The sequence below is a fragment of the Prevotella sp. E9-3 genome, from assembly GCF_022024015.1.
Classification (GTDB): Bacteria; Bacteroidota; Bacteroidia; order Bacteroidales; family Bacteroidaceae; genus Prevotella.
This window is the reverse complement of sequence record NZ_CP091786.1, coordinates 2533259-2547324: the sequence shown is the minus strand read 5'-3', so window position 1 is coordinate 2547324 and position 14066 is coordinate 2533259. Positions and strand designations below refer to the sequence as shown.

Here is a 14066-nt window from a genome sequence, read left to right as displayed (position 1 = left end):
GCGATTTTGCTTTTTTATGCGGATTCAGGAGCTGTGAAGTGAGTTCCTATTGAATCAAGTCCGAACTCCGTGAACCCTTCGTTTTTTTTGCGTATTTCTATCGCCGTTTGTTTCGTTCCTGTGGCTTTCAAGAAGGTCGCAAGTGCGGATAAGGCAAGTTTTTCAGGCAAAATACTACCCTTGAAGAGGTGTGGAGATTTTCCCGGAAACCCTTGGGCCAGAACTTGACATTCCAAACTGCGGGTTTACCTTTGCCACAGGAACGTATCTAACGGGCGTAATGGAAATACACAGCGAAGGTTCACGGTTCGGACGACCAAGCACATGGGGCTTGCACCACTAAAAGGGTAGTCACTCCCTGCCAAGGAACCACAAGGAAATGTTCAAGAAATCGATGCTGTTCACAAATTCGTGAACATGCCAGAAAGTTTGAACAAAGTAGTTTGTGGTGGGGTTGAGTCATCCACAAACCCCACCACAAACCCCACCACAAAATGTTATTATGTTGATGCCAAAAACCGCCGTTTTTGTTACTTTTTCAATAAACTCTTGAAAATCTAAATAATTATTTGTATTTTTGTGCCAAAATTGGTACTTTAATCTAAGTATCATAAATGTGGAACTATATTAATTTTGGCACAGACTTATGATAATTGGTTATGCACGTGTAAGTACGCAAGATCAGCAGACGCTTAGGCAAATTGACCAACTGAAAGAATTTGGTTGTGAAAGGATATATGAAGAGAAAGCATCAGGAACCAAGCGTGACAGAGTTGAGCTGGTTCGAATGATGGATGCTCTTCGAGAAGGAGATGTTGTCATTATCACAGAATTGTCCCGATTAAGCAGATCTGTTAAGGACTTGTTTGAAATTGTGGATAGAATCCATAATATCGGAGCTGACATTAAGTCCTTGAAGGAATCGTGGATTGATACAACAACTCCACAGGGAAAACTTCTCTTCACCATTTTTGCAGGAATAAGCCAGTTCGAACGCGACTTAATCCGTCAAAGAACTATGGAGGGATTACAGGCAGCCCGTGCAAGAGGTCGCAATGGTGGTCGCCCACCCAAAGATGAATCTAAGATAAAACTTGCTTTGAAAATGTATGATTCCAAGGTCTGCTCTATATCGCAGATTCTCGAAGCAACAGGGATAAGCAAAACGACTTTATATAGATATATTAGACAACGGATATGCGGATAGCACTACGGTAACCCCTCAAAAAAGTGAGTTGCAATACAATTTGTATTAAAGTTGTTCTGTCTTGTTTTGTGGCTTAAAAACGAGACAAATTGTCTTTTTTGTATGATTTAAGCACATGAATTGTTAAAAAATAGCTTCTTTTTGAATTTTTGTCTTGTTTTGTGGCTTAAAAACGAGACAAAAATATGTATCTTTGCACCAAACTCGTAATGCAATAGCAATTATGTTACAGTCAAAGGCTATAGAGCAGACCGTGAATTCATTCCGTTCAGACTATGTTTTCACGTATCGGGATTTGGGATTGCCTCCTGAATCCAGTGCCAATGTTATACGTAAGCTAAACCGTATGGCAGATAGCGGTGTGATCCAGCGTCTTTCTAAAGGACGTTTCTATAAGCCGAAGCAGACGATGTTCGGTAGCTTAAAGCCTAGTCAGGAAGAGGTTGTTAAGGATTTATTGGAAAAAGATGGCCAGATAATTGGCTATCTGACTGGTAATTCCATTTTCGGACAATTGGGTCTTACCACACAAATCTCCAATATCATTGAGATTGGGGTTAATGGGAAGAAAAATAATACTCGCAGAGGTTCTTTTACTATACGTTTTGTACAGCAGCCCAATGTGATAACAAGGAATAACATTCCTCTACTTCAAGTACTTGACGCTATCAAAAATATTAAGTCAATTCCGGATACGACACCTGACAAATCTTACAATAGGATAAGGGCTATCGTACAATCACTTGATGTAAGAAGTGTGGAATTGATAATCAAGCTTGCCTTGAAGTATAATCCAATGACGAGGGCCGTGACTGGCGCTATCGTTGAAGATCTTTATGGAGAAGAGAAAGCACAGGTACTGAGAGATACCCTTAATCCAATTACTATATATAAAGTTGGCTTGACCAAGAAGGTTTTATCGACTAATAATTTCAGAATCGTATGACACATATTGATGAAGCACCGTTGATTAAGGACTTCTCACGGCTTTGGACAGATTTGAGTGAGCATTATGTTGAGGAGTTAGGGCAGTTGGCATATAGACCTATCCCTACGCCAGAAGAAATAGCGAAAAGCCAGAACGAATTGCTTCAAATTCTTCAGGGGAAATAATAAACACAAATATGGCTCGGTACTAGTTAGGAAGTATCGAGCCATAATTGTGTTCCACGTTAATGTTTATGTTTTAATTGAATCCGATACCGATGAAGTCTTTATCAAAGAGTTCGTCATGGTAGATACCTGTACTTGTGATATTCCTTTCGTCATCTGTGTCGAAGCAAGCAATCGTGCCATCATGCTTACGAAATTTTTGGATGCGACACATCTGTACTTCCAGAGTATCATTCTTTCCATTGTTGGAAAGGTTTTCCAACTCGGTTATTAGCTCTCTCAATGTTATGCCGCGAAATTCGCTTGGCGTTGTTTTCTTTATATTCTTTGCCATAAGTCAATTCTTCTATTTGTTGTTCCTTGTTGTCAGATGTCCGGATTCGCATTTTGTTTTAAGAGGTCATTCTTGGCAGGAATAATCTCTCAACATATTCCTTCTGCTTCTCAAAGGGCATCTTGATGCCGCCATTTTCCATAATGGATGGGTATTCCTTGGACTTCTTTGCGAAAGTGGCTCTGAAAGGATTTCCGTTCAACTCGGCTTCAAGACGCATGGCACCATTTCCCATCTCTGTCCAATGAAGGTTCTTGACGGTAATGCCCTTTTCTTCGATGATGTAGTCGAAAGAGAGTGGCTTATAGCCATTGAGCATCGGGAGCATCTTTGGTGACATTTTAGCAAAGTGCTCTTCAATTTTGTCAATCCAATAGCGATCCACTCCAACCTCCTGAGCTACAGGGCGGAATTGTGCAACACATTCGGCAGTACTCTGGATAATCTCATTCGGATTGGAAATGCTAAACTTCCGTCCAAATTCAACCAAGTCTTCGTATCCGATGTCAACAGTCTTTCCTCCGATTCTAAGATAGTGGGCTGGATCGAACTTGTTTCCAGGATTGAAACACGAGAATGTCAGGTCATATGCCGGTGTTATATGCCACGTTCCACCTTCCTCCATCATGAAGGAGAAGTTGCGGATGTGTGCATCAACATTAGTAGCAAGGATGTTGAATACAGTGCGTCTGAAAGTTTCTTCTTTTTCTTTGTATGGAATATTGAGTTTGTCTATGACGGTCATCAGATCCTCATAGTTCCTAGCATTAGGATTCATGGCAGCTAGTGTTTGCGTGTGAATCTTCTTGCCATTCCTCCTGTCATATCGCTGCGTAAGGAAATGCTCGTCACCATCAATCGAAATTAGTTCGGATGGCATCATAGTAATGCCAGCCATTGTCGCGAGTTTATAATAAACCATCTCGACCTTTGTGAGAGGGTAATAGTCTTTCTCGGCGAATTTAAGCAGGTAATAGGTATAATCAGAAGGCAGCATGATTTGGCCGGAACGAATTTCGCCGGTTTTGTTGTTCCGCGCAATGACGGCTTTGGTATGCTGGCCTCCTGCTGATGTTCCTACTTCATATAAGCTTTCAAGTGTGATGTCTTTGCCAGCAATAACAGTTTCCTCTCTTTGCTCCAGAATCTCTTGCGCCTTACGATACAGTTGATCGAGTTCAAGACTCATTTCGCCTGTTCCAATTTCCTGAGAGGGTTCAAATTCTAAGGCTCCCATCCCTCGTTTACCAATGAAGGATAGCTTGTCGACGGCAGTCAGATGATCTTCGTCGAGATTGTTTGCAGAGGCCCAGGCGGAGAAAACGGTATCTCCCCATTTCCCGGGAAGACTGTCGCTGATGAAAGCAGGAAGACCGTAAAACACCCCGTTGTTTGCTTCACCGTAAAAGGGGAGTCTGTTTCTGCGGTCATAAATTGATGCAGTCAAAGGGGCAATGTCGAGTTCTCCTTTGAGAAAGTTCGGAGCATACTCAAAGATGGAACGCTTTCTGCTAGCATCCCATGTGAGGCGGCCAACCTCTTTGCCCCATATTGTTACTTTAATGTTGTTGTCCATGTCTTACTCTTTTTGGCTTGTTTGCCTCTTGTCTGGCCAGTGCATACGGCGAGACAGGAAATTCAGGGAGAATATCAGCGATTCCATCAGCAAAGTCTATAGCCTTCAAAAGTGCAATGAGATTGCCAAGTTTGATGTCATATGAATAACCCTGTTCAAACCGTCTGATAGTCAGAAGGCTCACTCCAGATTGTCCAGCGACTTCTTTTTGCGTCATTCTTGCTGCAATCCGATACTCCCTAAATCTCTTGCCTAATGCCTGTATTATTTGCACTGTAGGCATTGATTTTATATCCATTATCTCTTCCATATGGCTGCAAAGGTACATAAACTTTCCCTAAGAGCCAAATATTTCGATTAAAAATTAGTTTATGAACGCTTAAATTTGAAAATTTCTATTATAAATTAACTCTTTTAAAGGTTGTTTCTATAGTTTCTTGTTGTCCTTGAAGGAGTAGTATTGTTCATCCGCGAGGATGATATGGTCGCGCAAGGTCATCCGTACAGACTCTGCAGCCTGAGTAAGTTTAGCTGCAATTGTGCTGTCGAATTTTGTGGGAGAGGGATTCCCACTGACATGGTTATGTACCGTAACTATGTAGGTCGCATTGTAGAGCACCCCGAATCGCATGATGTTTCTCGGGTCGGCAGCGTTTTCTGAAACCTCTCCCCGGCAGATTCTGACTCTTCTGAGCAATTCATGTTTCGGATTGAGGAACAATGCCCAGAACTCCTCCACATCCAGGTCTTCAAGTTGTGGCATCATGTAGTCACCTATGGCCAACGCATTCTTCAGAATGGGCTTCTCTTCTGGAGCAGTCTTCCTAAAGCGCTTCCCAAACTCACAGGCAGCGACTATAGCGATGGCCCGGTTCTTACCGATGCCACGGTAGCACATCAGTTCTTCCATTGTCTTCTTACCCAGTTTGGAAAGATCATTGCCGCAGTCATCCAACATCTGATTCATGAGATCTACAGTTGGAAACTCCTTCGGGCCGTTGCCAATGATGATGGCCAAAAGCTCACTCTCGCTGAGCTGGCTGACACCATCCGTTTGGAATTTCTCCATTGGGATGTCATCATTAGTCCATTTCTTGATTGACGGAATAGGATCCTCTTCCTGATTCTTCTGAACGGTGATAGCCGAAGTAGGGTACAGCTCATGAAGAGAGGCCTCCAGCATGGACATCCTTTTCTCATGTTCCTCAAGTCTTCTGCTGTCTCTTTCTTCGAAATCTCTGCTTCTCCTTGGCCGTCTGCTTTCCTCCCTATCCTCAAAATGACGAAATGATTCCCTGCCATCCTTTGGACGGAATTCGTCTCTTGAACGACTGCGTCTTCTGGATTTATCCTCTTTCTCAGGATTCACATAGCCTAATACACCGGTGGGACGATAACTGCCACGTGCGACTCCTGGTCTATATGGAACACTAGGAGAAGAGTCAGACCGTCCAGAAACAGGGTGATAAGTCACCTTGTTGCTTGGCTTTCGCTCATTACCCCTGCGTCCCTCTTCCCTGTCAAGCTCTTTTTTTGAAGGCTTCCTGACCAGTGTCTCAATGGGTTCATCGACCAGTTCCCCCACAAAATTGTTCTCACCATTGTCCATGTTGATGGTAACACCCATTTCTTCCTTCTCAACAGGAGCCTCCATTACAGGCTCTTCCTGCCATGCAACTAACTTCTTCATACGATTTGATTTTAAATGTTGATATTGTATTGATTGAATTTCTCTTGCTTACTCTCATGCCAACAGACGCATTACATCAAGGATGGTCACGTTAGTAGCAGACAAGTCCGTCCTTTTAAGCCTACTGTTACATCGGTCAATTAAGGCTTCGCATTCATCGACGGCTCTCTTTGACACTATCTGATACCGTGAGTTTACCTCATTGTTGGCTACTGTAAGCGGTGTGGCTATATCCCTGCTTTGGCCACGGAAAGCTACGTTGAAGCAGATGCCCAGCTTGCCGTCCTCATGCTTCAGCAGAGGATCGACATAGTATCTGAACGTGACCGTGTCCTCATGTACCGAAGTAAGGAAGTCACCTTCCGTTCCACCCAGCTCCTTCAGACGACTGTTCGACATCAGATGATACTCGAACACATAGTTGATCAGACGGAAGTTCGCATCGTTGATACGCGAGAAGTCCTGACGGATATACATGTTCGTGACAGTGAACACCTGCACTTTGTGGTTCAGCATCTCATGTATCGTGAACTTGTCAATGCCAGCTTCATTATAGGCAATAGTGGCCATTGAGTGCCTTGCGGCATAGAACTGCAGGTTGGGCACACCAACCTTCTCGCCTACGATTTTCAATCCCCTGTTGACTGTCTGGTTGAAAGTCGTCGGATCCTTGTACATGTAGTTGAAGCAAAACACATAGTTCTTCTTTTTGTGCCTGGTACACCGATATTTCTTGATGAGAGGCAATAACAGAGGATGCGGACTGATGACAATGCGGGCATGGTCAGGCCGTCTGTCTTTCGTCTTGGCACGGTCATAAGTGATGTTGCCCCGTTCGTCCCACTTACAACTAAGCAGGTCTATCGTGTTTGTACCCATCAGCATAAAGGAGATGGTGAACACGTCACGGGCGAGGTCGGCGACAGCCCTTCCTTCGGTATCGTCGGGAAGATTTGCTATAGCCCGGATAATATCCACAGGCAGAGCACGTTTCTCCGTCTGGATTTCCACATGAGGCGGATGATAGAACTCCAAAGTCCTCTTGATAACCTTGTTCTCCTCACGACCCTCGTTATAACGCTGCTTTGCCGAGTTGAACATACGCTTGATGACCTGCGGATAGACACTGCGAGCCGTCTTCTTGTCACCAAGCCACTTCTCGAAGCTTCTCATAAAGACCTTGCTGATGTCATTACACATGTAGCTGTCACGACCGACGAACTTGATGAAAGCGTTCAAGGCAACAAGATGGTTTCGGCTGCATTTCTGGTCTTCATGCTCCTTGATCCATTCACGTCCATACTGGATAATGTCAATGCTGACATCACCGACACCGACAATGTAATTGACTACCGCATCGATGTTCATGTCATACTGGTCCAACTCCAGCTGCTTCAACTTGGCATTGAAGTCCTTCAGAAGAGCCTTGACCTTTCGCTTCACAAGTTCATTGCGGATAGTCCACTTCTTGGTCATTTCCGTCTTGGAAACATAGATACCTGTCTCTATCAGCCTTTTCTCGTGGTGGTGATACAGGCGTATGCCAACCTCACAGGTTCCCTTCCTGCTGATGGCAGTCTTTGAAACTTCAACTTTTAGTGTAGCCATAATCGTTGTTATGATATTAACTATTACTTTCGCGCGTACATATATTATATACTGTCTATGACAATAGCTTGTTGACCAAGTCATTGATGTCATACTGGGCAGCTTTCAAGTCAAGCCTGCTGATACGCTCCTTACAGGAATTGACAAGAGCCTCGCAACGTTTTACAAGATATTCGTTGGTGAGCTGGCCATCCTCAGAAACATCATTCTCCGAAACGAATATCGATGTTCCGATAAGCTTGCTCTGCCCCTTGTATGCTACCTTGATCTCCACATTCCATGACTTTCTGGTGTTGATGTCCTGTGGAGTCAACTGCCAAGTGATGTCCACAACCGTATCAACAACATTCGTCAGGAAGTCGCCAGTCAACAAGGCACCACCTTGATGCTTGTCCTGATGAGTGCCAGACTTTTCCTTTTCCATGTCATTGAAGACAAAGTCAATGAGCTTGAAGTTTGCCTCATTAATTTTGCGGAAGTCCTTCTTGATATAGATATCCGTTATCTTGTACACAGGCAGCTGATGGTTCAGCATGTCGTGTATGGTCATCTTGTCAATATCGGTTTCATTGAAGGCAATGGTCGCCATCGTATGTCTTGCGGCATAAAAAGTGAGACCTTCCTCGTCAATCTCCTTTCCAACCTCCTTCATGCCTCGGTTCAGGTTATAGCTGAAATCGGCAGGATTTCTGTACATCCGGTTGAAACGGAACACATACCTTTCCTTTTTGTCCAATACAGACGCATATTTCTTGATAAGAGGCATGAGCAGCGGATGCGGCTTGATGACGATGCGGGCATGGTCAGGTCGCCTGTCCTTTGTCTTGGCACGGTCATAGGTAATGTTTCCCTCGCCATCCCATTTGCATGAGAAGATATCAATGCTGTTGGCCCCCATCATCATGAATGAGATAAGGAATACGTCACGAGCCACATTGCGGCTTGAATTCGAGCGCTCCTCATCAGGGATGGCAGCCAAAGCCCTCAGATGCTCCAGGGAAATGGCACGTTTCTCCGTACATACATGAACAGGAGGGTCGAAGAACTCTAGTGAGCGTTTGATGATCTCCTCACCGTCGAGGTTGTCATTGTAGGTCTCGCGGGCCTCATTGAATACGCGCTTGATACATATACAGTAGAGGTTGGCCGCACGATGCCTGTCACCAAGCCAGCGTACATAGGACTCCATCAGTCTTACCGTAATCTCATTGCAGTCGATAACCTTACGTCCCATGAACTTGATGAACGAGTTGAGGGCAGTCTTGTAGTTACCCATACCCTTGATTTCATCCTCATGAGTCTTTATCCACTTCTGGTAATAGTCCACGAAGTCAACAAAGGTTGGCTTGACAATGTCTTTGCGTGTGATTCTCCTTACAAGTTCATCGGCAGTCATGTCGTTGAACTCCAGGTTCTCCTCCTCGATACGTTTACGGTAGATGCGGAGGATGTCCTCACATTTCTCCTTCTTCTGAAAGTTCTTGATCTTGAAAGACGAGGTCAGTTCGTCACGGGTGACAAACACCGTAGTAGGGATGTATTTCATCACCCTTTTGTGCGTGACCCTGATGACGACGTTCCACGTCTTGTCCTTTCTCATGTTGTGCTTCAGCACCTCATACTTTATTGTAGCCATATAAGTCAATTTTATAGCGGATTTACCCGCTGATTTTTTTAATTTTCTGCAAATTTACCTTTTCAGGGCCTGAGAGCCGAATTTTGGCGAAAATCGACCATTTTACAAGTAACCATATATGGGAACAAGTAAAAACGCACCAATCCCACAATTCTGTAAGGAAAGATTACTTTTTCTGTCCCAAATGCCCCTAAAACGGCCATTTTCGCTATGGCGCAGAGCATTCCCTGTCGGAGTTTTTGCCGTTAATGTTTTTTAACGCCCAACTTCGAGGTAAAACATGCCAAAATGACCAGAAAACCGGGTAAAAACCCCTTCAAATTTCATCAGACTTTTTTGGTTTACTTTTAACCACATGTCTTTACTTTCATTTGAGCCCTTTCTCCGGGATGACATTTACGTCTGCATTTATCATTTTAGGATTCGACTTCCGTAAACATTCTGTTTTTCAGCTTTTTACGCGGATTTGTCACTAAGCAAAAATTTTTTTTCTCGCCATTTATCTCCCGACAAAACAAGAAAATCACATTTAGATTTCCCATTACATACCCATTAAAAATGAGAATCGTGATAAAGCAATATATCAGGATTACGTTAGAAAACATCATGGTGACAGAGTCTTTAATTGGATATCTTCTGTAGAAAATTCTAATGAAGATAATAATCCTATAGGAAAATTACTATCAGGCATCTTATCAAAAGTTGATCCAAAATTTCGAATGGATTTAGCTCGTTTATGTAAATCACATCAAGAAAAAATTCTGGATGTATTCAATACAGAGGATGCTGACATTCAGTATAATCAAGATGAGAGTACGAAGGTAAACCTAATCTATTGTGCAGCGGTTCTACGAACAGCAGATCTTTTGCATGTTACATCCGAACGGACTCCCAATGTTGACTTTCTTTTAATATCACCCAAAAATGCGTATAGTAGAAGGGAGTGGGTGAAGCAACGGGCGGTCAATTGTATTTTACCTAAACAAGAACGTGACAAAGATAATAACGTAGATCCAAACAAAGAGGCTCATCTGTTTGAGGTAAGAGCCGAGTTTAGTGATGATGACGCATATTTACATTTCAACCAGTATTTGGATTATGCTCAGAAAGAATTGATAGAAACGAATAAGATATGTCGTGATTCGTCAAAAAGAAATAACGACAAGTATACTTTTCCATGGGATGGGATTGATAGGGATAAGATTCGGACTATACACTTCAGTGCGGAAAAACTCAGGTTCGAATTGGATAAGGATAATATCCTAAAACTGCTTATAGGTCATACATTATACAGCAATGCAAGTGTAGTATTTAGAGAACTCACTCAGAATGCAATAGATGCTGTTCGATTAATGACCACGGGGACTAAAGAATCAAGTAAAGTTTATGAACCCAAGGTTAGTATCTCTTGGGATAGTAATAAACGTGAGTTGATAGTTGCCGATAATGGAGTTGGTATGAATGAGGAGGTGATAAGAAATTATTTGTTTCGTGTTGGAGTTTCAAATTATCATTCAGAAAAATTCAAGAAAGAGCATCCTGATTTCCATCCCATTAGTCGATTTGGCATAGGTATCCTCACTTGTTTTATGGTAAGTGATGAAATTAATATAACAACATGCCATCATAAAGAAAATAGAGTCCATCTTGTCAAGATAAGACAACTTGAAGGGGAGTATATATTAAGGCATGATGGTCCTTCCTCTGATATTGTTGATGGAAAACATGGTACAACATTCAGTTTAAAACTACGTGACGATGTTTCGGTAAAAGAAGAAGACATAGAACAATATCTAAGAAAGTGGATAATTATCCCTCGATGTAAGGTTACCCTATCAATAGATGGACGAGAGGTCTCTATAGGATATAGGGATATTGACGAAGCAATGAGTTCTTCTCTAAAAAAAATGGGAATCAATGTCAATGATAATTTGTATCATCTTGCAAAATATGAACAGGAAGGATTGAGTTTTCGTATTTTGATGAAGAAGAATACCTATTTGGGGAATAGTAGTTTCTATGAAGATTCCAATATCTCTTCAGATGAAAATGCGCTAATCGGTTGTTGTGTGGAAGGCATTAAGGTGATAGATGAAACCCCAGGTTTTGACAATAGAGGTCTTATTGCTATGATTGACTGTGTTGGTTGGAATTCTCCTTCAACAAATGTCGCACGAGACAGACTTGAAGAAGGTCATCAACTAAGTGATATGTATAGATTCATATATTCTTCATATTTAAAAGAGTGTGTTGAAGAAGGTAAGAAATCTAAATTCACGGAGTCCTCATTCTCTATATTGAGAAGAGCTTCACTTTCAATTGATAGATTGTGGCATAAGAACTCTTCTGTAGAATTAGCGAATACTGAATTATTTGATGAGATGTTACGGAAGAGTCCATGTATTTATGTGGATAACGGTGAGAACTGTAATATTACAGATTTGGATAGTTTACCTGATGAAATTTGGACTGAAAACAGTCAAATATATTCTTCTGCGGTTAATTTGGCTGCGGAATTGTCAAGTAGTAATATATCCCCCCAAAAAGTGATAGAATCTTTAAATAAAGAAGCTGCTCGTGAGAAAAAGACTATTTATGCAGACTATCACTTTAGGAATCATGTTGACGATTTGTTTCTTGACATGTACCAGGTAGATAAAATTGAACTTGCAAGTATCGGTAAGAGTGTTTCTATGCATTGGAAGAGAGATGTGAACAATTGGCATATGATAATGATTTCTAACTCCAGATCCTATTATAGCTCAAGAATGTTTATTCAGAAGAGAAATTCACAAGTTGAGTTTCCTAAAGATGGCGATTTTAATGTATATGTAACAAATATTGGGTATTTCATAGATAATACTACTCCTATTGCAAATTATTTAGAATCTTTATTGGATCGTAAGGAAGATTATACGCGTCGTTTAGTTTCCCTTTTGTCATCTGAAGTGGAAGGCTGTATAGTAAATAACGCATATGATGATGCCGATTTTAATCGTTTTTTTAATAAGGATTCATATTACAGTAGGGATATATTGGAGAAGGTTGATAAAGATGTTTTTAGGAAGGCTTTACAGGATACCGTCTTTAAGAAGGTTGATTTTGGTTTCTTATACTGAGCTTATGAGATTGCATTGCGAATAGAATTGGAGAAGATGGGATGTGATGTCAAAACGCAGGTTACTTTACCTCTGGTTTATGAAGGTGTGACAATACCAAATGCATATCGTATCGATATGCTGGTTGATGATAAAGTAATTGTAGAACTCAAGGCAGTTGCGAATATTCCAGAGGTATTCTTCTCACAGTTAATGACCTATTTGAAACTTACGGGAAAGAAGCTCGGATTATTAGTCAACTTCAAAACAACCGACATCTCAAAGTCAATATATAGAAGAGTAAACAATTTATAAATCTGCTTATCCATTATCTATGAATAGGATACTTAAGTTCATAACAGATTATGTTGTACTTCTACTATCGATATTAGGAAGCGTTGCCTCTATTATTAGTCTTTGTTTTTATCAGAAGACTGTTGAGGCAATTGTGGCCATTATTGTCTTAGGCGTATTATTGCTTATATCGTTATTGCATGATTGGTGGTATGCTCACAAGTTTAGAATAAAAGAGAAGTACGCAAATCTTTATGCTGAGTTAAATACAGCGAATGCTCAAATTAGAAATTTAACCATCTCTGATGTGCAAATGGGCACCAATTATTTAGTGACATATTGTGAGTCAATATCTACTATATTTACCCTGCTTAAGGGGCATAGAATTGGCGCAAGTGTAAAACTGTTAAGCGACAATGGCTCGGGTAATGCCATTCTTATTACACAGGCAAGAGATTTGTATTCAAATGCTCATAATAGAAAGACAGGCTCTGCTGATAAAACTGAGCATACAATGGAAGCCAATTCAGATTTTAGTTTCATTTATAACAATATAGATAGTGATTTAGAAGATACATCATTTTTCCATTCTGCTAATCTGATTAAGGAATCTGATTACAGAAATAGCAGACTCAATAATTGGAAAGTAAAGAAGATACCCCTTATCCCTGATTACATTGTTAGGTGGTTTTCATGGCCATTAAAATATAAGTCTACGATTGTGGTACCAATCATTCCTCTAAACAGTAATTCCCAGAGTCAGATAAACTTACGGGGATTCTTGTGCATAGACAGTAAGAATATACATACTTTCAATATTCCTGTTGATAAGGATATATTGAGGGGGATGGCTGCTGAACTATGCCCAATTATTGATGAAATGAGTAAATTAATGACTAATGAAAGTAGTAGTAATTAAGGCACAACCTACCACCAGGGCTAGGTCCGGTGGTTCTATTAAGATTTCCTATGGTGGTCAACATCATGTAATTAAGGCAGTGGTGTTTTCGCGTCAAGAAGCAGATGTTTTGAGAAAGGCTGCAGATAATGCCACTATTGTAAAGAAGAAATGAAATACTGCCGTAAAGCAGGTATATAAAAAATCATTATGTGGAGGAAAGGTGTTTATTTCTCTCAAAAAATTAAAAGTTCAAAAATAGTGGACCTATCCGTTAAACAGTTACATATATGATAAATATCCAAAATAAAGTAGATTGCTGTGGCTGTAATGCCTACGTCGATTTATTTAAGCAAAATAATTATTAACTTATAGAATCATTAGTTATGGAAATTAAAGAATTTATTGAGAAGTTTGCAGAAGCAATTGAAGTTGATAACGTAGAGGCTTTAACAGCAGAAACCGAGTTTCGTGAATTAGATGAGTGGTCGTCATTGTCTGTAATGCTTCTTATTGCATTCTATGACGAAGAGTTCGGTAAAGAACTAACACAGGCTCAAATAGAGAGCGCAAACACTCTTCAAGATTTGTATAACATTGCAATTGCTTAAA

The 14066-nt window shown here is 41.0% G+C and carries 13 protein-coding genes; 7 read left to right on the top strand and 6 right to left on the bottom strand.

What is annotated here, in order from left to right; all coding sequences use genetic code 11:
- Window positions 1-646 precede the first annotated feature (646 nt).
- The 3 genes from L6475_RS09845 to L6475_RS09835 all read left to right on the top strand — a co-directional run bounded on the left by L6475_RS09845 (window position 647) and on the right by L6475_RS09835 (window position 2320).
- On the top strand, window positions 647-1207 hold the full coding sequence (locus L6475_RS09845) for a recombinase family protein (protein WP_073043723.1): 561 nt from the start codon (window positions 647-649) through the stop codon (window positions 1205-1207).
- A gap of 223 nt (window positions 1208-1430) precedes the next feature.
- Complete coding sequence (locus L6475_RS09840) at window positions 1431-2153, top strand: DUF6088 family protein (RefSeq protein WP_073203518.1); 723 nt, start codon at window positions 1431-1433, stop codon at window positions 2151-2153.
- The gene (locus L6475_RS09835; protein WP_237819516.1) at window positions 2150-2320 is read left to right on the top strand and encodes a hypothetical protein; all 171 of its coding nucleotides are present in this window, start codon (window positions 2150-2152) and stop codon (window positions 2318-2320) included. Before L6475_RS09840 ends, L6475_RS09835 begins: the two co-directional genes overlap by 4 nt.
- A 73-nt stretch (window positions 2321-2393) precedes the next feature.
- On the opposite strand, the gene L6475_RS09830 is transcribed toward L6475_RS09835, so the two are convergent.
- The 6 genes from L6475_RS09830 to L6475_RS09805 all read right to left on the bottom strand — a co-directional run bounded on the left by L6475_RS09830 (window position 2394) and on the right by L6475_RS09805 (window position 9164).
- Complete coding sequence (locus L6475_RS09830; RefSeq protein WP_237819514.1) at window positions 2394-2654, bottom strand: hypothetical protein; 261 nt, start codon at window positions 2652-2654, stop codon at window positions 2394-2396.
- 58 nt (window positions 2655-2712) lie between these two features.
- Window positions 2713-4230, bottom strand: coding sequence for a type II toxin-antitoxin system HipA family toxin (locus L6475_RS09825; protein WP_237819512.1), 1518 nt, complete (start codon window positions 4228-4230; stop codon window positions 2713-2715).
- Window positions 4214-4540 carry a helix-turn-helix domain-containing protein gene (locus L6475_RS09820; RefSeq protein ID WP_237819510.1) on the bottom strand — a complete coding sequence of 109 codons (327 nt, stop codon included), beginning with the start codon at window positions 4538-4540 and terminating at the stop codon, window positions 4214-4216. The genes L6475_RS09825 and L6475_RS09820 overlap by 17 nt, the downstream gene beginning before the upstream one ends.
- Window positions 4541-4657: 117 nt before the next feature.
- Window positions 4658-5920 carry a RadC family protein gene (locus L6475_RS09815; RefSeq protein WP_237819508.1) on the bottom strand — a complete coding sequence of 421 codons (1263 nt, stop codon included), beginning with the start codon at window positions 5918-5920 and terminating at the stop codon, window positions 4658-4660.
- Between the two features lie 54 nt (window positions 5921-5974).
- Window positions 5975-7528: a phage integrase SAM-like domain-containing protein gene (locus tag L6475_RS09810; RefSeq protein WP_237819506.1), complete on the bottom strand. Its 1554-nt coding sequence runs from the start codon at window positions 7526-7528 to the stop codon at window positions 5975-5977.
- Between the two features lie 55 nt (window positions 7529-7583).
- Window positions 7584-9164: a phage integrase SAM-like domain-containing protein gene (locus tag L6475_RS09805; protein WP_237819504.1), complete on the bottom strand. Its 1581-nt coding sequence runs from the start codon at window positions 9162-9164 to the stop codon at window positions 7584-7586.
- Between the two features lie 719 nt (window positions 9165-9883).
- Here L6475_RS09805 and L6475_RS09800 point away from each other — a divergent pair.
- The 4 genes from L6475_RS09800 to L6475_RS09785 all read left to right on the top strand — a co-directional run bounded on the left by L6475_RS09800 (window position 9884) and on the right by L6475_RS09785 (window position 14065).
- Complete coding sequence (locus L6475_RS09800; protein WP_237819502.1) at window positions 9884-12283, top strand: ATP-binding protein; 2400 nt, start codon at window positions 9884-9886, stop codon at window positions 12281-12283.
- A gap of 9 nt (window positions 12284-12292) precedes the next feature.
- Window positions 12293-12577 carry a GxxExxY protein gene (locus tag L6475_RS09795; RefSeq protein WP_305079897.1) on the top strand — a complete coding sequence of 95 codons (285 nt, stop codon included), beginning with the start codon at window positions 12293-12295 and terminating at the stop codon, window positions 12575-12577.
- Between the two features lie 19 nt (window positions 12578-12596).
- Complete coding sequence (locus L6475_RS09790) at window positions 12597-13475, top strand: hypothetical protein (protein WP_237819500.1); 879 nt, start codon at window positions 12597-12599, stop codon at window positions 13473-13475.
- Window positions 13476-13840: 365 nt separating this feature from the next.
- Window positions 13841-14065: a phosphopantetheine-binding protein gene (locus tag L6475_RS09785; protein ID WP_237819498.1), complete on the top strand. Its 225-nt coding sequence runs from the start codon at window positions 13841-13843 to the stop codon at window positions 14063-14065.
- The last annotated feature ends 1 nt before the right edge of the window (window position 14066 follow it).

Coding starts and splice junctions, on each gene's coding strand:
- L6475_RS09845 (WP_073043723.1), top strand. CDS start 647: ATGATAATTGGTTATGCACGTGTAAGTACGCAAGATCAGCAGACGCTT.
- L6475_RS09840 (WP_073203518.1), top strand. CDS start 1,431: ATGTTACAGTCAAAGGCTATAGAGCAGACCGTGAATTCATTCCGTTCA.
- L6475_RS09835 (WP_237819516.1), top strand. CDS start 2,150: ATGACACATATTGATGAAGCACCGTTGATTAAGGACTTCTCACGGCTT.
- L6475_RS09830 (WP_237819514.1), bottom strand. CDS start 2,654: ATGGCAAAGAATATAAAGAAAACAACGCCAAGCGAATTTCGCGGCATA.
- L6475_RS09825 (WP_237819512.1), bottom strand. CDS start 4,230: ATGGACAACAACATTAAAGTAACAATATGGGGCAAAGAGGTTGGCCGC.
- L6475_RS09820 (WP_237819510.1), bottom strand. CDS start 4,540: ATGGAAGAGATAATGGATATAAAATCAATGCCTACAGTGCAAATAATA.
- L6475_RS09815 (WP_237819508.1), bottom strand. CDS start 5,920: ATGAAGAAGTTAGTTGCATGGCAGGAAGAGCCTGTAATGGAGGCTCCT.
- L6475_RS09810 (WP_237819506.1), bottom strand. CDS start 7,528: ATGGCTACACTAAAAGTTGAAGTTTCAAAGACTGCCATCAGCAGGAAG.
- L6475_RS09805 (WP_237819504.1), bottom strand. CDS start 9,164: ATGGCTACAATAAAGTATGAGGTGCTGAAGCACAACATGAGAAAGGAC.
- L6475_RS09800 (WP_237819502.1), top strand. CDS start 9,884: ATGGATTTAGCTCGTTTATGTAAATCACATCAAGAAAAAATTCTGGAT.
- L6475_RS09790 (WP_237819500.1), top strand. CDS start 12,597: ATGAATAGGATACTTAAGTTCATAACAGATTATGTTGTACTTCTACTA.
- L6475_RS09785 (WP_237819498.1), top strand. CDS start 13,841: ATGGAAATTAAAGAATTTATTGAGAAGTTTGCAGAAGCAATTGAAGTT.